The 25,962-nt window shown below is 67.4% G+C and carries 16 protein-coding genes and 1 pseudogene; 5 read left to right on the forward strand and 12 right to left on the reverse strand.

Annotated elements, in window-relative coordinates; translation table 11 throughout:
* From C5F48_RS12710 to cysD, 4 genes are all read right to left on the reverse strand, one after another.
* Positions 1 to 367 (reverse strand): transposase (locus C5F48_RS12710; protein ID WP_181247696.1); only part of this gene is annotated, 367 nt, incomplete at its 3' end.
* Between the two features lie 41 nt (positions 368 to 408).
* The gene (locus C5F48_RS12715; RefSeq protein ID WP_107664282.1) at positions 409 to 786 is read right to left on the reverse strand and encodes a helix-turn-helix domain-containing protein; all 378 of its coding nucleotides are present in this window, start codon (positions 784 to 786) and stop codon (positions 409 to 411) included.
* Positions 787 to 1,199: 413 nt separating this feature from the next.
* Entirely contained in the window at positions 1,200 to 3,101 is a 1,902-nt protein-coding gene (cysN, locus tag C5F48_RS12720) for a sulfate adenylyltransferase subunit CysN (RefSeq protein ID WP_181247697.1), read from the reverse strand.
* Positions 3,102 to 3,154: 53 nt separating this feature from the next.
* Positions 3,155 to 4,060, reverse strand: coding sequence for a sulfate adenylyltransferase subunit CysD (gene cysD / locus C5F48_RS12725; protein WP_107664284.1), 906 nt, complete (start codon positions 4,058 to 4,060; stop codon positions 3,155 to 3,157).
* A gap of 87 nt (positions 4,061 to 4,147) precedes the next feature.
* On the opposite strand from cysD, the gene C5F48_RS12730 reads away from it, so the two are divergent.
* Positions 4,148 to 5,212, forward strand: coding sequence for a helix-turn-helix domain-containing protein (locus tag C5F48_RS12730; RefSeq protein ID WP_107664285.1), 1,065 nt, complete (start codon positions 4,148 to 4,150; stop codon positions 5,210 to 5,212).
* On the opposite strand, the gene C5F48_RS12735 is transcribed toward C5F48_RS12730, so the two are convergent.
* Both C5F48_RS12735 and C5F48_RS12740 read right to left on the reverse strand, forming a co-directional pair.
* On the reverse strand, positions 5,190 to 8,699 hold the full coding sequence (locus C5F48_RS12735; protein ID WP_146170593.1) for a TonB-dependent receptor: 3,510 nt from the start codon (positions 8,697 to 8,699) through the stop codon (positions 5,190 to 5,192). The genes C5F48_RS12730 and C5F48_RS12735 overlap by 23 nt on opposite strands.
* Before the next feature lie 14 nt (positions 8,700 to 8,713).
* Positions 8,714 to 16,525 carry a CLIPPER-2 domain-containing protein gene (locus tag C5F48_RS12740; protein ID WP_107664287.1) on the reverse strand — a complete coding sequence of 2,604 codons (7,812 nt, stop codon included), beginning with the start codon at positions 16,523 to 16,525 and terminating at the stop codon, positions 8,714 to 8,716.
* A gap of 631 nt (positions 16,526 to 17,156) precedes the next feature.
* Here C5F48_RS12740 and C5F48_RS12745 point away from each other — a divergent pair.
* The 4 genes from C5F48_RS12745 (at position 17,157) to C5F48_RS12760 (ending at position 21,062) form a co-directional block, all read left to right on the forward strand.
* Entirely contained in the window at positions 17,157 to 18,230 is a 1,074-nt protein-coding gene (locus tag C5F48_RS12745; protein WP_107664296.1) for an ABC transporter substrate-binding protein, read from the forward strand.
* A gap of 65 nt (positions 18,231 to 18,295) precedes the next feature.
* Entirely contained in the window at positions 18,296 to 19,657 is a 1,362-nt protein-coding gene (locus C5F48_RS12750) for an aminotransferase family protein (RefSeq protein WP_107664288.1), read from the forward strand.
* A complete protein-coding gene (kce, locus tag C5F48_RS12755; protein ID WP_107664289.1) occupies positions 19,654 to 20,580 on the forward strand; it encodes a 3,5-dioxohexanoate:acetyl-CoA acetone transferase in 927 nt (308 codons plus the stop codon). The genes C5F48_RS12750 and kce overlap by 4 nt, the downstream gene beginning before the upstream one ends.
* Positions 20,577 to 21,062, forward strand: coding sequence for a GNAT family N-acetyltransferase (locus C5F48_RS12760; RefSeq protein ID WP_211314591.1), 486 nt, complete (start codon positions 20,577 to 20,579; stop codon positions 21,060 to 21,062). Before kce ends, C5F48_RS12760 begins: the two co-directional genes overlap by 4 nt.
* Positions 21,063 to 21,143: 81 nt before the next feature.
* Here the strand turns inward: C5F48_RS12760 and C5F48_RS12765 are convergent.
* The 6 genes and pseudogenes from C5F48_RS12765 to C5F48_RS12790 all read right to left on the reverse strand — a co-directional run.
* Positions 21,144 to 21,374, reverse strand: a pseudogene (locus C5F48_RS12765) (TA system antitoxin ParD family protein); the annotation flags it as partial.
* Between the two features lie 188 nt (positions 21,375 to 21,562).
* The gene (gene rpiB / locus C5F48_RS12770) at positions 21,563 to 22,009 is read right to left on the reverse strand and encodes a ribose 5-phosphate isomerase B (protein WP_107664291.1); all 447 of its coding nucleotides are present in this window, start codon (positions 22,007 to 22,009) and stop codon (positions 21,563 to 21,565) included.
* A 23-nt stretch (positions 22,010 to 22,032) separates the two neighbouring features.
* Positions 22,033 to 23,307: a TRAP transporter large permease gene (locus C5F48_RS12775; protein WP_107664292.1), complete on the reverse strand. Its 1,275-nt coding sequence runs from the start codon at positions 23,305 to 23,307 to the stop codon at positions 22,033 to 22,035.
* A 1-nt stretch (position 23,308) separates the two neighbouring features.
* The gene (locus C5F48_RS12780) at positions 23,309 to 23,767 is read right to left on the reverse strand and encodes a TRAP transporter small permease (protein WP_107664293.1); all 459 of its coding nucleotides are present in this window, start codon (positions 23,765 to 23,767) and stop codon (positions 23,309 to 23,311) included.
* Positions 23,768 to 23,821: 54 nt separating this feature from the next.
* Positions 23,822 to 24,811, reverse strand: coding sequence for a TRAP transporter substrate-binding protein (locus C5F48_RS12785; protein ID WP_107664294.1), 990 nt, complete (start codon positions 24,809 to 24,811; stop codon positions 23,822 to 23,824).
* A gap of 21 nt (positions 24,812 to 24,832) precedes the next feature.
* The gene (locus C5F48_RS12790) at positions 24,833 to 25,582 is read right to left on the reverse strand and encodes a FadR/GntR family transcriptional regulator (RefSeq protein WP_107664295.1); all 750 of its coding nucleotides are present in this window, start codon (positions 25,580 to 25,582) and stop codon (positions 24,833 to 24,835) included.
* Positions 25,583 to 25,962: the final 380 nt, after the last annotated feature.

The following is a 25,962-nucleotide window of genomic DNA, read 5'->3' on the forward strand; positions in this document are numbered from 1 at the left end:
TGAAATGCAGCTTGAACCGCGGGTGTTTTGCCAGCCAAGCCTGCACCTCGGGCGTTTTATGGGTGGCGGAATTGTGGAGCACGATGTGAATGCCGCGCGGTTTACTGGCGGCCCGATCGATGCGCCGCAGGGAAGTCAGAAACTCCTTGGCCCGGTGGCGCGGCATGCACTCACCGACCACCATGCCCGACTTTACATCGTGCGCGGCAAACAGCATGGTGGCTGCGCGCCCCTTCTTGGGGGGCATGCCGGGCTGGGTGCGGTCGAGTGCCCGGATCTGCGATTTTTCATCGACGCACAGCACCACGGCTCGCTCCGGCGGGTCGAGATAAAGCCCGACGATCTCGGTGACTTTCTCCTCAAACATCGGATCGTTCGAGACCTTGAAGTGGCGCGTCAGGTGCGGCTTCAGGCCGGCCTCTGCCCGGATTCGGCCGACGCTTGATGGTCAAATGCCACTGCCTCGGCCATGAGGGACCGGCTCCACTGCGTGGCATGGGGAGGGTTCTCCTGCGCCGTCTTTGCGATCACCTGGAGGCGCGTCTCCCGAGGCAGCGGTGGCACAGGCGAGGGCCGGGTCTTGCGCAGGACGCCAGCCACCCCGTCCTCCAGATAGCGCTCCTGCCAGCGCCAGACCGTGGGCTTGGACGTCGCTGCGCGACACATGATCTCGTTGGTCCCGCAGCCATCAGCCGTCGCAAGCACAACATCGGCACGCCAAACAACCTTTCGCGGAGTATCGGCCGCAAAAATGCCGGCGAGGGTGGAGATAGTGCGATCAAGCATGGGCGTTTCCTTGGTCGGAGTTGCTCAGTCGAATCCATCTCGCCGCCCTCAACCAGCTCTATGTCGCGTAGTGTGCGTCATCACGAGGAATGCCTGATAACTCTTATCATCGCCGACTGCACTTTCCTCGCTTCAAATCTCTGCACGCAGAAGATGTGCTAACCAACACTCCTTGAGGCCAACAGGCTCAAGCTACCGCACCGTCACTGCATTGCGCAGTACGGTCGTCAGCGCACACGGCGCACAAGGTTCTTTGCAGCATCTGTGACTGGTCAGCGTCAAATTTGCAAGTTCTACCCTCAGTGCGGGGCCATATTTCACTTTTTTGCAGCGTCGCGCGGCGCATGGTGGAGCCAGTTGCAATTCGCTCAACTCAACCATGCTTGGGGTCCCCGCCGCAGGCCCGCTTCCTCTCACGGCACAAGCCTCTCCACAATCACCTCCGCCGCCTCTTCCGGCGTCATCCGCGAGGTATCGATCCGGATCTCCGCGTTCTCCGGGGCCTCATACGGCGAATCAATCCCGGTGAAGTTCTTCAGCTGCCCCGCCCGCGCCTTGGCATAGAGCCCCTTCACGTCGCGCGCCTCGGCCACTTCCAGCGGGGTGTCGATGAAGACCTCGATGAACTCCCCCGGCTGCATCATGCCGCGCACCATGTCGCGCTCCGAGCGGAAGGGCGAGATGAAGGCGGTGATCACGATCAGCCCGGCATCGGTCATCAGCTTGGCCACTTCGCCGACCCGGCGGATGTTCTCGATCCGGTCGGCCTCGGTGAAGCCGAGATCCTTGTTGAGCCCGTGCCGCACGTTGTCGCCGTCAAGCAGGAAGGTGTGCCGGTTCATCCGCGCCAGCTTCTTCTCGACGATATTGGCGATGGTCGACTTGCCCGAGCCGGAAAGCCCGGTGAGCCAGAGCACGGCGGGCTTCTGATGCTTCATTCCGGCATGATGGTCGCGGCCGATGTCGGTCGCCTGCCAATGGATGTTCTGCGCCCGGCGCAGCGCGAAATGGATCATCCCGGCGGCGACCGTCTGGTTGGTGATCTTGTCGATCAGGATGAACCCGCCCAGATCGCGGTTTTCGGCATAGGGGGCGAAGGGGATCTCGCGGTCGGTGGTCACGTTGGCCACGCCGATCGCGTTCAGGTCCAGCGTCTTGGCCGCCAGATGCTCCTGCGTGTTGACGTTCACCTCGTATTTCGGCTGATGCACCGTGGCCGAGACCGTCTGCGCGCCGATCTTCAGCCAATAGGCCCGGCCCGGCACCATCTCGGCCTCGTCCATCCAGACCAGCGTCGTTTCGAACTGGTCGGCGACCTCCAGCGGCGACTGCGCCGCCACGATCACCTGCCCGCGCGAACAGTCGATCTCGTCGGCGAGCGTCAGCGTCACCGATTCCCCGGCCACCGCCAGATCGCGGTCGCCCTCGAGGCTGACGATGCGGGCGACGCGCGAGGTCTTGCCCGAGGGCAGCACCCGCACCGCCTCGCCCGGGCGGATCGCGCCGCTGGCGACGAAGCCGGAAAAGCCGCGGAAATCGAGGTTGGGCCGGTTGACCCATTGCACCGGCATGCGGAAGGGCTGCGCCTGATCGGCGCCGCTGTCGACCTCGATCTCCTCCAGATGCGCCAGAAGGGTCGGGCCCTCGAACCACGGCGTGTTGGCGCTGCGGCTGGTGATGTTGTCGCCCGCCAGCCCCGAGATCGGGATCGGCACGAAGCTGTCGATGCCGATGCTGCGGGCGAAGTCCGTGTAATCCGCCACGATGCTGTCGAACACCTGCTGGTCATAGCCGACCAGATCCATCTTGTTCACCGCCAGCACCAGATGGCGCACGCCGAGGAGATGCACGAGATAGCTGTGCCGCCGGGTCTGGGTCAGCACGCCCTTGCGCGCATCGATCAGGATCACCGCGAGATCGGTGGTCGAGGCGCCGGTGACCATGTTGCGGGTATACTGCTCGTGGCCGGGGGTGTCGGCGACGATGAACTTGCGCTTCTCGGTGGCGAAGAAGCGATAGGCAACATCGATGGTGATGCCCTGCTCGCGCTCCGCCGCCAGCCCGTCCACCAGCAGCGCGAAGTCGATCTCGCCACCTTGCGTGCCCACGCGCTTGCTGTCGGCTTCCAGCGCCGCCAGCTGATCCTCGAAGATCATCTTGCTGTCGTAGAGCAGCCGCCCGATCAGCGTCGACTTGCCGTCATCGACCGAGCCGCAGGTGATGAAGCGCAGCATGGTCTTGTGCTGATGCGCAACGAGATAGGCGTCGATGTCCTCGGCGAGCAGCGCTTCGGTCTGGTAGACGGGGTCGGTCATGGCGGTATCCGTGATGTCTGTGGCGGGCGGAGGGCGAAGGGCGGGCAGGCGGCTCAGAAATAGCCTTCCTGCTTCTTCTTCTCCATCGAGGCGGCCTGATCGCGGTCGATCGCGCGGCCCTGGCGTTCGGAGGTGGTGGTCAGCAGCATCTCCTGGATGACCTGCGGCAGCTCGGTGGCGGTGCTTTCCACCGCGCCGGTCAGCGGGTAGCAGCCCAGCGTGCGGAACCGCACCGAGCGCATCTGCGGCACCTCGCCCTCGCGCAGCGGGAAGCGGTCGTCATCCACCATCAGGATCAGCCCGTCACGCTCCACTGTCGGGCGGGGGGCGGCGAAATACAGCGGCACGATCTCGATGCCCTCGAGGTGGATGTATTGCCAGATGTCGAGCTCGGTCCAGTTCGAGATCGGGAAGACCCGCACGCTCTCGCCCTTGGCCTTGCGCGCATTGTAGAGCCGCCAGAGCTCCGGGCGCTGGGTCTTGGGGTCCCAGCGGTGGTTGGCCGAGCGGAAGGAGAACACCCGCTCCTTGGCGCGGCTCTTCTCCTCGTCGCGCCGCGCACCGCCGAAGGCAACGTCGAAGTTGTGCAGGTCGAGCGCCTGTTTCAGCCCCTCGGTCTTCCACATGTCGGTGTGCAGCGGGCCGTGATCGAAGGGGTTGATGCCGCGGGCCAGCGCCTCGGGGTTCTGGTAGACCAGAAGCTCCATCCCGGCCTGCTCCGCCGCCTTGCCGCGCAGGGCATACATGTCGCGGAATTTCCAGGTGGTGTCGACGTGCAAGAGCGGGAAGGGCGGCGGCGCCGGGTAGAAGGCCTTGCGCGCCAGATGCAGCATCACCGCGCTGTCCTTGCCGATGGAGTAGAGCATCACCGGGTTTTCCGCCTCGGCCACCACCTCGCGCATGATGTGGATGCTCTCCGCCTCGAGGCGCTGCAGGTGGGTCAGGGTCTTCTGGGTCATGCTCGGCTCATCCGGTTCGTGCGCTTTCCGCCTGCTTAGCGGTGCGGCGGGACTAGCGAACCCCCCAGATGGGGGGTATGTTGAGCCATGCGCTATTCCGAGGACCAGACCGGCCTGCTGCAGGCTCTTTTCACGGCGGCGACATCGGTCGCCGAAGCCCCATGGGATGGATTTCTTGAACTGTTGCGCAAGGTCACCCAGTCCGAGGGCGCGGCGCTGGCGCTTGACCGCGGCCCTTCGCCGCCCCTGCCCTTCGTGATCGGCCCCTGCCCCGCCCTCGCGCCCGAGCTGCGGCAACGTCTGCGGCCCGAGCGGGTCTACGATCAGGACAGCCTGCCGGAGCGCTCTGCTCCCGGCTTCCTCCGAGCGGTCGCCAGCCGAGAGTCCACCTGCCAGGCGACGCTCTGGCTGCACCGGCCCGAGCACCGCCGCGATTTCCGCAGCGCCGAGGCCCAGCCGCTGCACGCGCTTGCCCCCTTCCTCGGCCCGGCGGCGCACACCTTCCTCACCCTGCGCGAGGAGCGCGCCCGCGCTGCCCTCGCCGAGCGGCTGAACCGATCGCTCGGCGCCGGTTGGCTGGTGCTCGACCTCTCCGGCGCCCTCCTCGACTTCTCCTCGGAGACAAGCGCCCTCGCCGCAAGCATCGGCCTGCGCCTGCCCGAGCGCCGCCGCCCAGAGCTTGCCGATGCCGAGCTGGCCCGCGGCTTCCGCGCCGCCGTCACCGCCTGTGTCGCCGGCCAGCCGCCCCAACCCGCCCTGCTGTCCCATGCACCGCCGGTCGAGGCGCTGCTGAGCTGCGAGAGCCTCGGTGGCGAGCCGGTCATCCTCGTCCGGTGGCGGCAGGGCCTTCAGGCCGGCGCCCTGCCCGATGGCGCCCTCGCCCGCCACCTCGGCCTCAGCCGCAGCGAGGCCCGCATCGCCACCCTGCTCGCCGACGGCCACAGCCTGCGCACCGCCGCCGCCGCCCTCGGCTGGACCGAGGAGACGGCGCGGAGCTGCTCCAAGACCCTGTTCTCCCGCCTCAATCTGCACGGCCAGCCCGACCTGCTGCGCCGCATCCTCGGCAGCGCGGTCTGGTTCTGCGATCCCGACGAACCGCCCGCACGCGACGGCGCGGCCAAGCGAAAGCCTAGAACTTCGCGATCAGGTTGATCTCCGCGCCCTGATCGTCGCGGACCATGTCGGTCAGATCGTCCGAGAAGCGGCCGAAGTTGTAGGAGCCCCCGAGCATCACCTTCTCGCCGAACTGGCGATAGGCCCCGACCACCGCGCCGAGATCCGCGGTGCCGGCCTGCTCGGCGACGAGGCTGCGGCCCTCCAGCAGTACATCCCAGTTGTGCACCAGATGGTAACGGGCGTTCACCACGGTGAGCAGGGCGTCGTTCTTGGCGAACTCCTCCGCCTCGACCGCCGCCGTCTCGGAGAACCGCATGCCTACCTTGCCGCCCAGCGTCCAGCGGGTGCTGAGGTCGTAATCGGCGTCGATGCTGGCGACATGGCTGCGCTGGCGCGGGCCGCGGGTCGCCGCGCCGTCGATCTCCTGGCCATACATGTCATAGACATACTGGTATTTTGCCAGCAGGTTCAGCCGCTCGTCGAGGATCGGCCGCAGGGCGTAGCCCAGCGAGACATCGGCGTAGTCGCCCTCGGCCACAGTGTCGCTCTTGCCGCTGCTGGTCAGCAGGTCGAGCTTGCCGACCATCCGCGCCTCGTCGCTGAACTTGTAGCGCAGGAGGCCCGAGAGCAGGATCGTGTCGACATCCCGCGCATTGCTTTCCTGCGTGCTGCGGTCGGTGCGGTATTCCAGCCGGCCCCGCGCGCTGAGCCGGTCGCGATCGTCGTAGCGCACGCCGAAGGAAAAGGCGTTACGGCGCAGATCGCCCTCGGCCTCGTCGCTGACGCGGCCGGATTCGATGGCGGCGGTGTAGACCGTGCGGTCCGAGCGGCTGTATTCGACGCCATAGCCCGAGGTCAGCGACCGGCGCTGGCCGAAGAGGTCATATGTGTTCTCGGCAAAGGCCGTGACGCTGTCGCTGTAGCGGGTCTTGCCGCCGGCGACGAACTTGCCGCGGTCGCGCCCGGTCAGCGTCACATCATCCAGCGTGCGGTCCGGATCGAGCGTGTAGCCGGCATAGACGGAATTGCCCGCCCCCCGCTCCTGCCCGAGCAGCAGCCGCGCGCCGACGCCGCTGGTCCCGTCGGACACCTCGCCGGAAACCGTCCAGTCGCGGCCGAGCTTCGCCTCGCCGCCCAGCCCCAGCCGGTCGCTGCGGTCCAGCCCGCCGGCAACTTCCAGCGAGCCTTGGGCAAAGACATACCATTCCAGCCGGTCGGAGGGCGTCAGGATCAGCCGCGCCGCCAGATCGTCGCGCGTGCCGCTGCGGTCGGCGCGGCCCGGGTCGCGGCGGTCGATCCGGCCATAGCCCAGTTCGACCGCGACGCTGGCGCGCCACTGGTGGCGCAGCAGCAGTTGCCCCTCGTCCTTCCGCTCGCCGCCCGCCTCGTCGTAATGGTCGAGCGCGAAGCTCAGCCGGTTGCGGGCCGAGAGATCGACCTCCGCCTTCACGCCCCAGAGCTCCTCGTCGGCCGTCACCTGATGATCCAGCGAGGAGAAGCCCGCCTCGCGCGTCTCGTAATAGCCGCCGATGCTGCCCGAACGTCCGGGGAAGAGCTCCTCCAGCGCCGCTTGGCCTTTCAGCCGCACCGCCACACCCTCGCCGCCCACAGGGGTGGTGGTGGCGCCGGTCAACCCGCCATCCAGCGAGGAGGTGTAGCCGAAGCCCGGCCCGTCGCTGCGCGCGATCTCCGCCTCGAGGAAGGTCCGCTCCGAGCCGCGCCAAGCCAGATCGACGCCGTAGGCCCTCTGGTCCGCTTCGCCGGTGCCGTCGATCTGCACCGTCGCGCCGAGTTGCAGTTGGTCGGTCAGGCCCGAGGTCAGCCGGCCGCCATAGGCATAGCCATCGATGTCGCCCGCCAGCGGCCGCCATTCGTATTGCGCCACCAGATGCACCACCTCGTCGCCGTTCGGGTTCCTCAGCAGCAACCCGCCGCCGCCCGAGTAGCCCGAGAGCGGGCTGAAGAGCGTGACCACGCCTTGCGCGTAGTTGATGTCATAGTCCTGGCCCTGCACCAGCGTGGTCCGGGACAGCACGCGATCGCTGTCGGGATCGCGGACCTCGACGCTCAGCGTCTCCGACCCGACGAGGATGTCCTGCCGGGTCAGGAAATAGACCGACCCGCCGGTGCCGCGCAGCACGTCGCGCTGAGGCAACTGGTCGGGCTGGGCGGCATAGCCCTCGAGGCGCCGCCGCGGCGCGCCGCCGGCGGTATGGTCGCGGCTTTGCAGCACGACCTGCGCGCCGTAGAGGCTGCGCTCGTTGCGCAGAAGCTCGGTTCCTTCCGTCCGGGACTTGAAATTGCCCCAGAACAGCATGTTGCCGTCCTTCTCGACCTTGGCGTAGAGCCCGCCTGAGGTCGGGGCGTCCTCGACCAGCGTCGAGTCGTCGCCATAGGTCGGATAGTAGAGATCCGGATCGAGCCGGCTGAGCACGGCGCGCGGATCCTTCTCCAGCAGGTTGGTGAAGAGCTTGTCCAGCTCGTCCTCGCGCGTGTCGGCATGGGCGGTGATGTCATGGCCCGAGGCGGTTTTGCCCTTGGCATAGAAGGACAGCCGGCCGCGGCTGTAGCCGGGCGAGACCCCCTCCTCCAGATCGCCGGTGCGGCGGCCGTAGGTCAAGTCGGCGACGCCGACCGCGAACCACTCCGCCCGGGGAATGGTGATGTCGCGGCTGATGTCCAGCGCGGGACCGCGGCTGTTGCTGACCCGTACCGGGACGGCCCGCGTGCCGGGCGGCAGGATGCGCTGCACCACCGCTTTGCCCTCGGCGTCGGGCGTCACCGTCGCGCCCAGGGCCTGCAGCTGACTGCCCGGCGGCAGGCTGCGGGCGAAGACGGTCACCGCGCCGCCACGCACCGGGATATGCCGCCGTAGGGCGGAGTCGCGCCCCGCCTCCTCGAAGGCGCCGCTCTCGTCTTCCCGGCGCTGCGCCTTGCCCAGCAGCACGGGCGCTGTCTCGTCGAAGCGGTTCTGCCGGTCACGCACTCGGTAGACAAAGACAAGCATGTCGCCCTTGGGCAGGGTGACCGTGGCCTCGCCGTTCGGCTCGATCGGCAGCCGCATCAGCAGATGCGTGCCGCTCGGCGTATCGAGGTCGTAGATCCGGATCTCGCCGCTGGTGACGAAAGCCGGGTAGTTCATCCGGCTGCGGAAGGTGACCCGGTCGCCCGCGAAATAGGGCCCCGTCCCCAGCACTTCCGCATCAAGCCGCGGCCGGACGCCGAGCCCGTCGAAGCGCAGGTCGATGTCCTCGTCCGACAGCGCGACATCGGCCTGCCGCTGGCGATCGGCCAGCGTCGCGTCGCCGGTCACCGCCTTGCCGTCGATGCTGATCAGGAAGCCCGCGCCCGGGATCGGCGCGGCGGGCGGCTGCGCCACACCTTCGGTGTTCCCCCCGGCCGTAACAGCCGTGACGCAGCTGTTGCCGATCGAGCACTCCGGCGCAAAAGCCAGCCCCATCTGGCCCGGCAGCGCGACAAGCACGACGGCGAAGGGCGCGGCGAAGTGGTGCATCTTTGTCATCCGTTTCCCCTCCCTCACTGACTTCTCTGCACGGTGCGCTCGACCAGCAGCTTGCCTCCCTGCCCTCGCCAGGCCTGGCGCAGCGCCGTTTCCACCGCCTCCAGCCGCTGTCGGGCGCGCCTCTCGCTCTCGCCGGCCAGCCGGTAGTTCAGCCGCACCACAACCGGCGCCGCCCCCATCTGCTGCGCGAGCCCGGCAACACCGCTGCGCAGAGTCTCCGACAGCGCATCCGTCACGGTGAAGGCCGAGGCCGAGAGGTCGATCCGCACCACCGTCGACAGGCTGGCCCCGAAGTTCAGCTCGGCCATCTTGCCGGGCGTCACCCGGATGGTGCGCGGGTTCTCGGTGGTGACGCGGTAGCCGGTCGGCAGCGAGCGGGTGTCGAGCTTCAGGGTGAAGTTCGACCCGGTCTCTCGGGGCAGCTCGGCGCAGGGCACGTGGAAGCGGCCGAATTCATCTGCAGTCACGATGGTTCCGCTGGTCGTGACCACGCGCACCGCCGGAATGCCGGGCTCGACGGCCTCGGTGCTACCGGCGGGCGGCGGGTCCTGGTGGCCGTTGCCGTTCCGGTCGTCGAAGACCTTTCCGATGATGTCAGTGCATTCGAAGACATGCTCCGCCTCGCGGATGATCCGGGCGCTGGCGGTGTTGGACAGGGTCCGGCCGGTCGCATCATCGAGCCAAGTCCGGTTGACCAGCTCGCCATAGGCCGCCGAAGCGGTGACCCGCACCGCCAGCCGCACCGTCAGAGGCTCCGCCTGCGACAGGGTCAGCCCGGTCCAGCGCAGCGTCCGGCCGGTGATTTCCGGTTCGGCAGCGATTCCGTTCACCGTCGCGCTTCCGGGGGTGTAGACCAGCCCGGCAGGCAGGCTGTCCACCACCGTCAGATCGCGCAGGGCGCCCGGCGCATCGGCGCGGAACTCCAGCGTGTAGCTGACGCTGTCGCCGATCAGCACCCGTTCCATGCTGGCGGATTTGGTCGCCGTCACCCCGGTGGAGAGCGCCAGCCGCAGCGCCGTCGCCTCGTCATTGTCGATGTCGCTGCCCGAAAGATCGGTCACCGCAATGCCCATGGGCGAAAGCCCCCGCGCCGTCGCCTGGTTCTCCACCACGCCGCGGCTGAAATCCGCCTCGGTGAGCGGGTAGCGCCCGATATAGCTGTCGCTGTCGGTCTCGCCGGGGGCCAGGCGGGCAATAGGCCCGCCGCTCATCCGCAGGCCCGACAGCGGGTCGGTGATCGTGACATCGCTCAGCGTCACATTGCCGGTGTTCGTGACGGCGAAGCGGTAGATCACCTCGTCACCGATCCGCATCGGCGAATTCATCTCGGAGGTGTCGGCAGTCTTCACCAGCGCGATCGCCGGCTCCGACTCGATCTCCACCACCGTGGGCAGATCCCCGGCCCCGACCCCGCTGCCGGAGACGTCGCTCACCTGCTTCGGCGCGCCGGCGCCATCGGTGTAGTTTCCGGTCGCCTTGGCCTGGTTCGACACCTCTCCGGCATCGAGATCGGCCTGGGTCAGCGCATAGGTCGCGCTGAAACTTGTGCTGTCGCTGGCGCCGGGCGCGAGGCTCGCAGTCCGTCCGCCCGTCAGCACCACCCCCAGCAGGGGATCCTCCAGCGTCACATCCATCAGCGTGACGCTGCCGGTATTTGTGACTACGAAGCTGTAGACGATCTTGTCGCCCACCTTCGCCGGAGACCCGAGGCCCGAGGCATCCGCCGTCTTCACCAGCGTGATGCCGGCCGCCTGCTCCAGCGGCACGACCGTCGGATCGTCATCGCCGACATCGTTGCCGGAGTCGTCGCTGACGGTTTCCGGCCCGCCGGCGCCATCGGTATAGCTGCCGGTCGCGGTCGCCAGGTTCTCCACCCCGCCCGCATCGAGATCGGCCTGGGTCAACTTGTAGGTGGCGCTGAAGCTGGTCGCCGTCGCGCCCGGAGCGAGGCTGGCGATCGGCCCGCCTGTCAACAAGAGACCGGGCAGCGGATCGGCGAGGGTGATGTCGGTCAGCGTCACGCTGCCGGTATTGGTGATGGCGAAGCTGTAGCGGATCTCGTCGCCGACCTCCGCCGGGGAACCAACGTCCGAGGCATCCGCCGTCTTCACCAGCGCGATGCCCGCCTCCTGCCCCAACGGCACGATCGTCGGATCGTCCTGGTCCACAGCGCTGCCGGAGACATCGCTCACCGTCTGCGGCTCTCCGTCCCCATCGCTGTAGCCGCCCGTCACCGTGGCCTGGTTCATCACCCGCCCGGCATCGAGATCCGCCTGCACCAGCGCATAGCTCGCGGTGAAACTCGCCGTATCGCTCTGCCCCGGCGCAAGCGAGGCAATCGGACCGCCGGTCAGCCGCAGGCCCGGAAGCGTATCGCTGAGCGAGACATCGGTCAGCGACACATTGCCGGTGTTGGTGACGGCGAAGCTGTAGCGTATCTCGTCGCCGACCTGCGCCGAAGAATGGACGCGCGACGCATCCGCCATCTTCACCAGCGCGATGGCGGGCGCCTGATCCAGCAGCACAACCGTCGGGTCGTCGGTCGTCGCCGTGCTGCCCGAGACATCGGTCACCTCCTGCGACGCGCCGCTGACCGGATCGGTATAGGTCACCCGGACGGTCGCCGTGTTCTCCACCCGGCCGGCGTCGAGGTCGCTCTGCTTCAGCCTATAGCTGGCGATGAAGCTGGTGCTGTCCTCGGCCCCCGCCGCGAGACTGGCGATGGGACCGCCGGAGATCTCCAGATCGGCCAGCGCGTCGCTCAGCGTGATGCCGGTCAGCGTGACATTGCCGGTGTTGGCGATGGTGAACCCGTAGCTGATAGGGTCGCCGACCTTGGCGGGCGAGCTCAACTCCGAGACATCGGCGGTCTTGATCAGCGTCAGCGCCGGCGCGCCCGGCAAGAGCGCGCTGGCCGAGGCGCTGTCGGCCACCCTGACCCAGCCATCAGCGCCGTCGCTCGCATGCTCGCCGGTCACCGTGGCGGTATTCTCGATCCGCCCGGCATCCAGATCGGCCTGGGTCACCGCATAGCGCCCGGTATAGGTGGTGCTGTCGGTCTCTCCCGCGGCCAGCGAAGCTATCGGGCCATCCGTCAGCGCCAGTCCCGGCATCGGATCGGTCAGGACGATGTTGCGCAGGGCGCCGGTGCTGTCGTTGGTGATCGCAAAGCTGTAGGTCACGATGTCGCCCACCGCCGGCGGGGTCGAGAGTCTCGAGAGATCGGCGGTCTTCACCAGCTCGACCGCGGCGATCGAGACCTTGGTCGGCCTGTCATTCGCCGCCGTCGTGCCGGAGAGATCGCTGACCGTCAGCGGCTCACCCGCACCATCGACACCCCAGGTCCCCGTTGCCTCCGCGCTGTTGCTCACTTCGCCGGCGGCGAGATCGACCGCGGTGAGGGCATAGGTCGCGGTGAAACTGGTGCTGTCCTCCGCGCCCGGGGCGAGGCTGTCGATCGGCTCGCCGCTCAGCACGATGCCCGGGAGGGCATCCGTCAGCGTCACATCCGTCAGGGTGACATTGCCGGTGTTCCTGACAGTGAAGCCGTAGGTGATCAGGTCGCCCGGCTTCGGATCGGTCAGCGCAGAGGCATCGGCTGTCTTGATCAGGGCGATGCCCGGCGTGAAGGCGAGGGGCACGGGCGTCGGCGCGTTCTCGGCGGTCTCGTTGGCCCGGCCGTTGCCGTCCGCATCGACGGTGCCCGCATTGTCCGACAGGTCGCGCAACTGCGCGTTGTCGGCCTCGGTCTGCCCGGACCATGTGCCAGTGGCGGTGACCGTGGCCTGGTTGCTGTAGCGCACACCGGCCGAGATTTCGGGCGGCAGCGGCGCCGTCGGCTGGACCTGCAGGCCCAGTTGCACGGTGCAGGAGGTCGCAGGCTCCAGCGTCGCGCCCGAGACCAGCACCGGGTGACTGTCGCCGTTGAACCCCGCCTTCACGCCGCAGCTACCCGAGGTGGAGGTGATGCGGTAGCTGCCGGTGGCCAGGCTGCCGCTGTCCGAATACTCGCCGAAGCCCGGCGCCGGGCCGGAAAGCGCATCGGTGACGGTGATCGCCTCCAGCGGTTCGTCGCTCAGGTTCTGCACCAGAAGTGAGAAGCCCAAGGTGAAGGAGCCGTCGGGCAGCAGCGTGGCAGGCTCCGAAACCTGCTTCACGATGCCGACCCGCGCCTGCGGCACGTTCGGGAACAGGTACTCCGTCGCATCCGTCCCGCCCGGAAGGTCGATGTCGGAAATCTCGGCGGCGGCGGCCGCGCCGCCAGCAGAGCCGGGTCGCGCCTCGTCTGCCGACAGATAGTCTTCGGCAAGCGCGCCACGGGTGATGCTGTAGCGCCCAGCCGGCAGCAGGCCGAAGCTGTAGCTGCCATCCGCCGCCGTCGTCGCGCTGGCGCTGACCGCAAGGCCGCCCGCATCTTCCCCGCTCAGGCTCAGCGCGACGCCGGCAATCCCCGTATCCAACGGATCGACGAGACCGTTGTCGTTGAAATCGCGGAACACCCGACCCGTCAGCGACGAGGCGCTCACCGAGACGGAAGCCGCAGCGCTGTTGTTGACCGCATCGATGTCTCGCGACTGGGTTTCGACCTTGGCGCTGTTGGTGAAGCTCTGTGGGCTGGCGCTGATAGTCGTGACGCGCACCGGCGCGGTGATGTCGAGCTCGGCCCCGGGGCTGAGCGTGCCGAAGGAACAGCTGAAGCCGGCCTCCCCCGCCGTCCCCGTGCAGCTCTGAAGGCTCGCCGTGCCCGACACGAGCGTGACCGCCGGAGGACCGGTCAGAACCATCCCCGCAGGCAGAGCGTCGGTCAGCACCACCCCATCGGCCTCGGTGAGACCAGCCCCCACGCGGTTGACCAGGCTGATCTCGAAATCGAAAGCCTCCCCAAGCCCCGGCTCGGAGTTGCCGGCGACTTTCGTCAGCCCCAGATCGACGCGGGTGCGGACGGTGGTGGTCTCGCTCGACAGGTTGTTGTCCGGCTTGATGTCGAAGGTCCCCGATCCGAGCGCAGAGACGCTCGCCGCGCTGGTGCTGGCGCCCTTCGCGACACCACGCATCGTCACCTTGACGAGCCTTTGTTCGTCGGCCGGCAGGTAGTCGAAGCTGCAGGTGATCGAGCCGCCGGGAGCATCCAGTGTGGCGTCGCTGTCATCGCAGCGCCCGTCCGCCGGCGCAATGACACTGCGGTAGCCGAGCCCGGCGGCGGGCAGGGTGAAGACCATCTTCACGGCTTCAGTGGCGGAAGCGCCGTCGTTGATCACGAACAGCAGATAGTCCATGTCATCGCCGATCGTCACCGGATCGACGCTCTCGGATTTGGTGATCCGAAGGTCATAGCTTGGCGCGGTCACCTCGGTGCTGGACAGGGCGGTATTGTTGGTCGTGTCGATCTCGACCGTGCTGGCGCTGACGCTCGCCTCGTTGGTCAGGGTGGTGTTGGTATGAACCTGGTTGGGCCGCACGGTGACGGACACTGTCTGCTGCTTGCCATTCCCGATCGTACCGAGGTTGCAGACCAGCGTGTCGTTGCCGGCCTCGGTGGCGGTCCCCGCCTGTGGCGTGCTGGAACAGCTTCCCGTGGAAGGCGAGGCCGAGACGAACGTCAGGCCCGGGCGCAACACGTCGGTAACGGTGACATTCGCGGCGGAGCTCAGGCCGTTGTCCAGATTCTCCGCCGTCAGGACGAAGATCAGCTCCTGTCCGGCCGGAATCGACGAGGCTGCGGTCTTGGTCAGCGCCACATCGGCGCGAGGCTCGACCGCGTAGCGGGCCACGGCCGTGTTGTTGCGGTAGTCGGGATCGACCGTGGTCGAGGAGGAAGCCGTCGCCGTGTTGCTGCGACTGACGGAGCTCGCGCCGGGGCGAACCGTGATGGTCACGACCGGGCAATCCACATCCACGGTGCAGACCGGAAGCGTCGCGATATCGCAAGTCTGAAGGACGCTGCGCATCCCGCTGTCGGACGCACTGCAGCTGAGCCCGCTGGCAGCCCCCGGCGACTGGGTCGTGCCGACGTACCCAGCCCCGGTTGGCCCGATCCGGGCATTGATCAGCGAGGTGAGCTGGTCGGTCAGGACCACATCCGTCGCCGTGCTCGGCCCGTCGTTCACGATCTGCAGGTTGAAGACCTGCTCCTCCCCGGCGGGGACCGAGGCCTTCGCCGCGGATTTCAGCACCCGGATGTCCACGGAAGACGCGGCGGCGCTGCTCGCGATATCCACCTGGACCGTGTCATTGGCCGGGTTGTTGTCCTCGAGATTGCCGTCGATGACGCTGACATGGGCGGCGTTGGACAGTCTCCCGTCCTGCAGGATGGTGGTGGACATCACGATGTCGGGCGTCCGGCCGTTCGGCAGCAGCGGCGCGGCGCTGGTGTAGAAGGTCTCGCAAGTCACCGTCGTTGGACCGGTCGCCGGCAGCGGATCGCAGAACCAGCCGGATCCGCTGTAGCCCGTAGCCTCCATACCCTCCGGCAGGCGGTCCTCGATCACGACGGTGCCGAAATAGCTGCTGCGCCCGACGTTGGTCGCGCCCAGGCGGTAGTCATAGTTCTCGCCGACAAGGGCCAGAGCCGGCTGCGGCGCCTGCTTGAATGCGGCCATGTCGACCGAGGGCAGGACGATGGATGTGCCACCGTCGTTCGCGCTGTTGTTGCTGAGATCGGGATCGAACGGAGCGACGGCCTCGATCCGCGCGCTGTTGCTCACCGCGCCGGCCTCGACCGCCTCGGCGGTCACCGTGATCTGGCCCAGCGAAACATTGGCGCCCACTGCCGTACCGGCGGGCTTTTCGCAGCTCACGGTCTGGCCGGAAATATTGCATATCCAGCCGCTGCCCCATGCGGGGGTCACGCTCCTCGGCAGGTACCCGTCGGGCAACTCGTCGACGAGGGTCAGCCCGGTCGGCACGTCGCCGGTATAGCTGGGGCTGAGGGTGAAGGTCGCGATGTCGCCCAGTTGCAGCGTGCCGGCGGGCGAGCGGCTCTTCGCCAACTTCAGGTCGCTGCCCGGGGTGACCGCCGTGTTGAACTGCGCGGTGTTGTTCCCGGCGAAGGGGTCGCCGGGCGTCGCGTCGCGCAGGCCGCCCGATAGGGTAATGGTGGAGTCGGCCCCGGCGCTGACGGTCCCGCTGAACGGGAAGGTCACCGTGGCGTCGGCGGCCATCGGATTGGTCACGGCGCAGACATAGACCGACGCCGACAGGCTGCAGCCTGTCGGCGCCATAATCTCCACGAGCCCGGTCGGGACCGGAACGTCGAGGGTGAAGCCGTCGGACGGATAGGGCCCGTTGTTGGTCGCGACGAAGCTGTAGCTCGCCCTGGCCCCCGAGCGCGCGGTCGCCGTGCCGGTCAGCGACAGCGCCACGTCGCTGCCCCGGGTGATGGTGGTGGTGACCGTTTCGGAGTTGTTGGCGTTGTTGGCGTCGTTTTCCGGGAGGGTCGGCGTCAGGGTGATCACCCCTTGGACGCTGGTGGTGAAATCGATGTTCAGTTCGGCGATGGCCTCACCGGCCAGCGCCGGCACCTCGCAGACCACGACGCCCGCCGTTTCGGCGCAGCCGGTGATGCTGCCGCTCGCCGCGGCGAAGCTGAAACCCGCGGGCACTGGAATCCGCAGGCTGGTGGCGGGGGAGGTCCCCTCGCTGTCATTGGTGACCTTTACCGCGTAGCGGGCCAGCCCTCCGGCAGGCACCGCTCCCGAGCCGAGGTTGCTGATGTTGACGATGCGGTCATATGCGAAAGTTTGAGAAAATACGGGCGTAACCAGACCATTTGACAGACCAAAGGCCCATGACAATGCGGCGCATAAACTGCGTGATTTCCAACCCATAAATATGCCTCAATACGACGTTTTTCTAGTATCCCTCGCGTTCCGGAGGGTTGGGTCGAATAAATGTTCGGCCTCTAATTCGCGCAACCCATCACGGAAACTTCGCAAAATGAAAACAACTTTGGTGTGTCGGATATGCACCCGGATGTTGGGGAAAGTTACGTTGGGGAAGCAAATATTCGCATAGGTTGTATTCATGCGCCCGCTTGGATTGTGCCGCCTCCGGGGCAGATTGACACCAGATGCCGCAGGATAGGCTCTCGCCGGGCGCCGGCAGGGTCGTTCCGATCCCGCGGCACGCAAGATCATTGCGCTGACGGCGTCGCTGACCCTCGATCACGCCCTTCCGCAGCGGCAGCCGGACGCCTCTCTGCCGATCCACCCGGTATCCGTCCGCATCCGGCCAGCATTTCATGCACCCCGGCCGCTTTCCTCCGCGCCGCTGCCCTTATCCGCGGCGCGATCCGTTCCCACGCACCGCTTCGCGCAAGGATGCACGGTTACCGTAGACCTGTGCGATTTCTCTGCCTAACAATGGTCCCAGCTTCCCTTGGGGAAGCGCCTTGCGCAACAGACGGGCGGTTCACGCCTGCACCCCCTCGCGCCGATGACGACCAACATGGAGACAATGATGAAACGGATTTTCCTGCTTTCGACCGCCGCGAGCTGCGTGGCCTTCACGGCCTCCGCCGACATCGCGGTGCTCGGCTGGGGCGGCGCCTATACCGTCAGCCAGGTCGAGGCCTATCACAAGCCCTTCACCGCCGAGACCGGCATCAAGGTGATCTCGGCTGATACCGACAATCCGGCGACGCCGATCAAGGCGATGGTCGAGGCCGGCAACGTCTCCGTCGATGTGGCGAGCGTCGATTATGCCGATGCGCTGCGGCTCTGCGACGAGGGTCTGCTGGAAGAGATCGACCCAGCGATCCTGCCGCCCGCCCCCGACGGCACGCCGGCGCTCGACGACTTCCTGCCCGGCGCGGTGACCGATTGCCTCGTCAGCACCGATGTCTATTCCACCGTCTTCGCGTATGACGAGACCAAGTTCCCCGACACGCCGCCGACCACCATCGCCGATTTCTTCGATCTGGAGAAATTCCCCGGCAAGCGCGGCATCCGCAACGCACCCAAGGGCACGCTGGAGATGGCGCTGATGGCCGATGGCGTCGCACCGGCCGACATCTACACCGTGCTCGGCACGCCCGAGGGCATCGACCGCGCCTTCGCCAAGCTCGACACGATCAAGAGCCAAGTGGTCTGGTGGGAGGCAGGCGCCCAGCCGCCGCAGCTCTTGGCCGATGGCGAGGTGGCGATGACCGTGGCCTGGAACGGCCGGATCTTCTCCGCCGCCGTGTCCGAGGGCAAGCCGTTCAAGATCGTCTGGGACGGGCAGATCTACGAGCTGGAGGGCTGGGTGATCCCGAAGGGCGCGCCGAACCTGGAAGAGGCGCTGGAATTCGTGAAATTCACCACCGCCACCGAGCCGCTGGCAAAGGCCGCCGAATGGATCAGCTACGGCCCGCCGCGCCGGTCCTCCACCCCGCTGGTCGGGCTGTACCAGGACGGCAAGACCGAGATGGGGCCGCACCTGCCCACCTCGGAGGCCAACATGACGAACTCCCTCGCCTCCTCCTACGAGTTCTGGGTCGATCATGACACCGAGCTGAACGAGCGTTTCAGCTCTTGGCTCGCCTCGAACTGACGCCCCGGGGGGGCGGCGCCGCGCCGCGCCCCCTTCTGGACCCCCGGCCCGCACAGGAGCTGACGATGCCCAGCGACACGCTTCGCAATACCCGCTCGCATCTCTTCTACCAGACCGGCCACCCGCGCCCGGTGCTCGACCGCGCCGAGGGCATCTACATGTGGGACAGCGAGGGCAACCGCTTCATCGACGGCTCCTCCGGCGCCATGGTCTGCAACATCGGCCATTCCAACCCGGCGGTGCTGGCGGCGATGCAGGCGCAGATGGAGCGTTTCACCTTCGGATACCGGCTGCATTTCGTCACCGAGGCCTCGGAGGCGCTGGCGGCCAAGACCGCCTCGCTGGCCTGGCCGGGGATGGACCGGGTGTTCTTCGTCTCTGGCGGGTCGGAGGCGGTGGAATCCGCGATCAAGCTGGCGCGGCAATATGCCATCGCCATCGGCCAGCCATCACGCTGGAAAATCATTTCGCGCTCGCCCTCCTACCACGGCTGCACGCTGGGGGCGCTGGCGATCTCGGGCTACGAGGCGCTGAGTGATCCGTTCCTGCCGATGATGCAGGCGATGCCCAAGGTCTCGGCCCCCCGCGCCTGGCTCGACGGGCTGGACCCGGCCGATCCCGCGACCGGCGCGCATTACGCAGCGGAGCTGGAGCGGAAGATCCTCGAGGAAGGCCCGGACAGCGTGCTCGGCTTCATCCTGGAGCCGGTCGGCGGGGCCTCGACCGGTGCGCTGGTGCCGCCGGCGGGCTATATGGAGGCGGTGCGCGAGGTCTGCACCCGCCACGGCGTGCTCTTGATCCATGACGAGGTGATGTCGGGCGGCGGCCGCACCGGGCGCTTCCTCGGCGGGCAGAACTGGACGGCCGCGCCGGACATTCTCGCCGTCTCCAAGGGCTTCGGCGCGGGCTATGTCCCGCTCGGGGCGATGGTGGCGCAGGGGCATATCGTCGACGCGGTCATGGCCGGCGGCGGCTTCCTGCACGGCTTTACCTATGCCGGCAACCCGCTGGCCTGCGCCGCCGGCCTCGCGGTCATTGCCGAGATCGAGCGGCAGGACATGATGGGCAATGCGCAACGCACCGGCGCGCTGCTGAAGCGGGAGCTGGAAGGGCTGATGCCGCGCTTCCCCTTCATCGGCGAGGTGCGCGGCATGGGTCTGCTGCTGGCGCTGGAGCTGGTGGCGGACCGCGACAGCAAGGAGCCCCTGCCCCCGGAGCTGCGCGCCTTCGACCGGCTGACCGAGCAGGCCTACCAACGCGGGCTGATCATCTACCCGCGCCGCTCGCGCGGCGGCTACAGCGGCGACCATGTGCTGATCGCGCCGCCGATGATCACCACCCCGGCGCAGGTCGGCGAGATCATGGAGCGGCTCACCGACGCCCTCACCGCCTTCGCCGCCGAATGCGGGCTGGAGGCCGTCGCATGAGCCGCATCATCATCTCCTGCGCCATCACCGGCTCGATCCACACCCCCTCGATGTCGCCGCACCTGCCGGTCACGGCGGAGCAGATCGCAACCCAGGCCATCGACGCGGCCGAGGCCGGGGCGGCGATCCTGCACCTGCACGCCCGCCACCCGGAGACCGGCCACCCCTCGGCCGACCCGGCGCATTGGGCGGGCTTCCTGCCGCGGATCGGCGCCGGCACCGACGCGGTGGTGAACATGACCACTGGCGGCTCGGCCATCATGACGCTGGACCAGCGCCTCGCCGCGCCGCGGGCCAATGCGCCCGAGATGTGCAGCCTGAACATGGGTTCGATGAATTTCGCGCTCTACCCGATGATCGCCCGGATCAAGGAGTGGAAGCACGATTGGGAGAAACCCTTCCTCGAGAACACCGACGATCTGGTGTTCAAGAACACCCCGCGCGACATCGCCGCCGTGCTGCGCGAGATGGGCGAGGAGCGCGGCGCGCGTTTCGAGTTCGAATGCTACGACCTGTCTCACCTGACCATGCTGAAGCACTTCGTCGGTCGCGGCGCGGTGCGCGCGCCGTTCTTCATCCAGTTCGTCTTCGGCGTGCTGGGCGGCATGGCGGCCGAGCCCGACACGCTGACCCACATGAAGCGTACCGCCGACCGGTTGTTCGGGGCGGATTACCAGTTCTCGGTGCTGGCGGCGGGTCGGGCGCAGATCCCGATGGCCTCGATGGCGGCGGCGATGGGCGGCCATGTCCGCGTCGGGCTGGAGGACAATCTCTACATCGCCAAGGGACAATTGGCCCGCTCCAACGCCGAGCAGGTCCGGCTGATCCGTGGCATCGTCGAGGGTCTCGGCCGCGAGGTCGCCACCCCCGACGAGGCCCGCGCCCTGCTCGGCCTCAAGGGCCGCGAGAAGGTGGCCTTTTGACCGGGATCCGGTTCCGCCCGGCCGTGCCGGAGGACGTCGGGACGATCCAGGCGATGCTCGAGGCACTGGCCCGGCAGGACGGCGCCGAGATGCGGGGCAGCGCCGCCGCGCTGCTGCGCCACGGCTTCGGCGCGCTGCCGCTGTTCCAGACCGTGCTGGCGGAGCGCGGGACCAAAGTCCTCGGTCTCGCCCTGTTCTACCCGGAGTTCTCCACCCTGCGCGGCCGCCCCGGCGTGCATGTGCAGGATCTCTACCTCGCGCCGGAGGCCCGCGGCCTCGGCCTCGGCGCAGCGCTGCTGGCCCAGGTGATGCAGGCGGCGCAGGCCTGGGAGGCCGGCTACCTCACGCTGATGGTCGACCGCGGCAACAGCCGCGCCCGCCGCTTCTACGCCCGCCAGGGCTTCGCGCTGCGCGGCGATTACGAGGGGCTCGTGCTGGAGGGCGAAGCGCTGGATGCATTGGGGAACCAAGCCCGGGCGTAGCGGGAACCTCCCCGCGCCGTCCCGCAGTCCGGTTGCAGGACTGGTGGCGCGGCGGAAGCCTTGATGACCTTATTTCCTGAGCGTCAGAGCATCCAACCAGGCGATCCCCTCTTCCTCGCGGAGCTCGGCCGGGTCGAGGTGACCCTCAAGCGCGGCCGTCACCCGCGCATGGACATAGGCACCAGCCTGCTCGATGGCCGCGCCGAGCCGAAGCCAATGGGTGATATGGCCAGCGACCGACCAGATGTGGAGTTCCGCCTCACGGCGTACGGTCGCCATGACGTCATCGGCGAGTTTAACGGACTGGGCCATCACGTCTTCCTGCCCTCAAAAGGTGGCATTCTGCTACCCCCAAAAGTCAAGATAACAGGGGTAGGTGAAGCAAGGCTCCAAACTGGCTTCGGCTGCGGAGCGCCCCGGTCTTTACCGGATCCATGGCTGGGTGCATGAACGCCAGCCGCCTCACGGCAACCGACGCCCCAACAACGGCCAAGCGCCGCTCAGCGCTGCTCGTCCATCCGGTGCAGCTTCTCGACCCGGCGGCGGAAGTCTTCTTCGGTGGAGAAGGTCGCCGCGAGGTAGGAGTCAATCAGGTCCAGCGCCAGCCAAGGGCCGACGATCTGCGCGCCGATGCACATGACGTTCACGTCGTCATGCTCCACCGACTGATGCGCCGAGTGGACGTCATGGCAGACGGCGGCGCGGATGCCCTTCACCTTGTTGGCGGCGATCGAGGCGCCCACGCCGGTGCCGCAGACCAAGAGGCCGCGATCGGCTCTGCCCTCGGCCACGGCGCCGGTCACCAGCTGGGCGATGTCGGGGAAATCCACCGGCTTCTCGTCGTGGGAGCCCACGTCGGTCACCTCGTGGCCCAGCTTCTTGACGTGATCGACCACCGCGGCCTTCAGGGGGAAGCCGGCGTGGTCAGATCCGATGACGATGCGCATGGAAGGTCCTTTCAGGAGAGTGGTCAGCGAAGAAGGCCGGGAAGCCAGAGAACCAGGTCGCTGGCGAAGGTGATGATGCCCAGCGTCAGCAGGAGCGGCGCGTAGAAGGGCAGGAGGGCGGTCAGCAGCTGGCGCAGCGTGATCCGCGCGATCGAGCAGACGAGGAACAGCGAGAGCCCCATCGGCGGCGTCAGCAGGCCGAGCATCAGGTTGAAGATCACGATGATCCCCAGATGCACCGGGTCGACCCCCGCCAGCACCATCGGCGGCGCGATCACCGGCACCACCAGGAGGGTGGCCGTGGTGGAATCGAGGAGCATCCCGGCGATGAAGAAGATCAGATTGGCGATCAGCAGGAGCACTATGGGGTTGGTAGAGAACTGGAGGATCCAGCGCGAGAAGTCCTGCGGGATCTGCTCCACCGCTAGGATCCAGCCGAAGAGAGACGCCGCCGCCACGATGATCAGGATGGCGCTGGTGCTCCGCAGGGTCAGCACCATGGCGTTCCACAGATGCGACCAGGTCAGCTCGCGGTAGAAGAACGTGCTGATCAGCAGCACGTAGATCACCGTCACCGCCGCCGCCTCGGTCGGGGTGAAGAGGCCGAGCAGCATGCCCGAGATCATCAATACCGGAGCCAGCAGCGCCGGCAAGGCCGGGACCAGGCTGGAGCCCAGTTCGCGCCATGTCGGCCAACGCTCGGCGCGCGGCATCTTGGTAACGAGTGCAATGATCGCGGCGGTGACCATCAGCAGCACGATGCAGATCAGCGCCGGCACGATGCCCGCCAGCAGCAGCTGCACGATGGAGACGCTGGTGACCGAGCCGTAGACGATCAGCGGGATGCTCGGCGGGAAGATCGGCCCCACCACCGCCGAGGCGGCGGTCACTGCGCCGGAGAAGGGCGCAGAGAAGCCGCGCTGCTTCATCGCCTCGATCTCGATCCGGCCGAGGCCGCCGACATCCGCGAGGGCGGCGCCGGACATGCCGGAGAAGATCAGGCTGGAGAAGATGTTCACCTGCGCCAGCCCGCCGGGCAACCGGCCGACCAGCGTGTCGGCGAAGCGGAAGATCCGGTCGGTCACGCCGGCCAGGTTCATCAGGTTGCCGACGAAGATGAAGATCGGCACCGCCACCAGCGGAAAGCTGTCCAACGCATAGGTGACGCGCTGGGTCAGCAGGCCGAGCGGTAGCCCCTCCACCAGCACGTAGCCGATGGCGGGAAGGAGGATGGCGTAGACGACCGGGAAGCCCGCGACGAAAAGGCCGAGAAACAGGATGATGAGGGCGAGTCCCATGTCAGAGGGTCACCGAGCTTTGCGCCTGCGGCGGCTTGCGCAGGTGCCGCAGATGCACGAGGCAGGCGCCGGCGAAGCCGAAGGCCGTGGCGCCCATGAACAGCCAGAAGGGGATCTTCAGCGTGGGCGTGGCGTTCTTCAGGTTGGCGGAAATGTTGTCCACCGCGACCCAGGCGAGAAAGCCGCAGGTGGCGATGGCGCAGACCGAAATCAGCATGCCGACCATCGACCGCAGCCGAGGCGGCAGCGCCTCGCGCAGTTCGCCCATGACGATGTTCTCGCCGCTGTCGATCACCAGCGGATAGGCGATGAAGACGGTGCAGATCAGCAGGAAGCGCGTCAACTCTTCGGCGCCGACGATGGCCGCGCCGAAGACGTCGCGCATGATGACCTGGATGAAGGGCACCGCGACGAGCGCCGCCAGCAGCAGAACGCAGAGGATTTCGAGAAGTCGTCGCATTGGGGCGCACTCCTGGGAAGGGAAGCGGGCCGGCCGGAGCCGGCCCGGGGGCTGTTACTCGACGGCCATGATCTGTTCGATATGCGGACCATATTGCGGGAAGTCGGCGTTGATCTGCGCCAACACCTTTTCCCGGAAAGCATCGATGTCCAGCCCGGCCTCGGGCGTGGTGAAGGTCATGCCCGCCGCCGTCAGCTCGTCCACCAGCGCGCCCTCGGACTCCTCGGCCCAGGCCAGCGATTCCTCCGCCTTGCGGTCGAGCACCTCGGAGATCTTTGCGCGGTTCTCCTCGGAGAGCTCCTGCCAGACGCTCTCGTTGATGAAGACCGCCAGCACCGACTGCATGTGGCCGGTCATTGCGACGTGGCTCTGCACCTCGTAGAGCTTGTTCGAGGTGATCATGGTCAGCGGGTTCTCCTGCCCGACCACGAGGCCGGTCATCAGCGCCGTCGGCAGCTCGGCCACCTCGACGGGGGTCGGGGTCGCGCCGAAGCCCTTCACCATCGACACCCAGAGATCCAGCGGCACGGCGCGGAACGGCTTGCCGGCCATGTCGTCGGGCGACTTGATCTCGAAGTTGGACGAGATATGCCGCGCGCCGCGGTAGATCCGGCCGATGATGCGCACGCCGCCTTCCTCGACCAGGCGGGCGTTGATCTCCTGCAGCGCGGGTGAGGTCTCGGGATCGGTCGCGGCCAGTGCATGGGCCCCGTCACGGTAGATGAAGGGCGCGTTGAACACCGACACGTCCGGCACGATCTGCGCCAGCGAGGCGAAATCGTGGTGGCCCATCTGGATCGAGCCCATCCGCACCCCGTCAACCATCTCGGACACGCCGCCGAGCTGGCTCGCCGGGAAGACCTGAACGGTCACCTCGCCCCCGGTCGCCTCCTGGATCCCCGCCGCAGCCTCGGCCGCGTAGCGGGTCTGGATGTCGCCCTCGGCCCCGACGTGGGCGTAGCGCAGATCCTGCGCCGCGACCGGCAGCGCCGTCATGGCCGCCGCCGCAAGGGCAACGATCTTCCCGGTTTTCCATAGGAACATGTCAATCTCCTCCCTGAGATTTCAGTGTTGCGCCGTCTCGGGGCCCTTGCGGTAGGCCTCGATCAGGCTTCTGCGACGCAACTCGTCGCCGATCGCGAAATGCTCGCGAAGCCGCTGGTCGGCCTCGTCCGGCTTCTTCGCCACGATGGACAGGAACACCTGCCGATGCGCGGCGATGAGGTCGCCCACCACTTTGCGGTGCTGATAGGTCACGCGCCGCCGCTCGACATGGCTCTGCTGCAGGAGCTCCGACAGCGCGCCGTAGAGCGTCGTCAGCGACCGGCTGTGGCTGGCGGCGACGATAGATTGGTGGAACATGAAATCCGCCCGGCCGCCGGCCTCGGGATCGTCCAGCGTCTCGATCAACGCGCCGAGCCACTGGCCGATCCGGGCGAGGTCGCTCTCGTTGGCCCGCTCGCAGGCGAGGCGGATCGCCTGGCACTCGATGGCGATGCGCGCCTGCATCACGTCCTCCAGCACGTCCTGCTCCTGAGACATGCAGAAGGTGAAGAAATCGGTCAGCAGGCGGATGTCGGCGCGGGCGATGAAGGTGCCGCTGCCCGGCCGGATGTCGAGCAGCCCGAGCATGGCCAGCGATTTCAGCACCTCGCGCAGCAGAGGCCGACCGACCGACAGCTCCTGCGCCAGCTCGCGCTCGGGCAGGACGCGGTCGCCGATCCTCAGCTCGCCCCGGACGAGACGCTCCTTGAACCAGGCGACGATGCGGACCGATCCCGATTGCTGGCCTTCGCTGGCGCTCTGCAAATTCATCTGAGGGGCTCCTCCCAAAGCCGTCGCCAACATCGGGCGGCGTGAAACCGCGGGCAAGGCGGTTATCCGTGGAGGCGGGTTGTTTGTGTCCTCCGCGACGTTTCAAGCAGTAGAAGAAGCCATTATATCTGTATGATTTTTATTACATTATTGATCTTATTTCTGATCGTCAGCCGCATCGAACCGAGTGCCCGATTGGTAAGACCAGCGGCGTCGGATGCCGCAGAGACGCACCCTTTCGCCCATCGCCCGTGCCTTCTCAACGAACAGAACCTCGCCGAGAGCTGACTCGTGCGACTCCTCTGCAAGACAGAACCCGCACCCGCTTTAGGCAGCGCGATGAGTGGAGACCCAGCCCCCCAGCCCGACAGAGGTTCGCG

The organism is Cereibacter changlensis JA139 (assembly GCF_003034985.1).
GTDB lineage: Bacteria > Pseudomonadota > Alphaproteobacteria > Rhodobacterales > Rhodobacteraceae > Cereibacter > Cereibacter changlensis.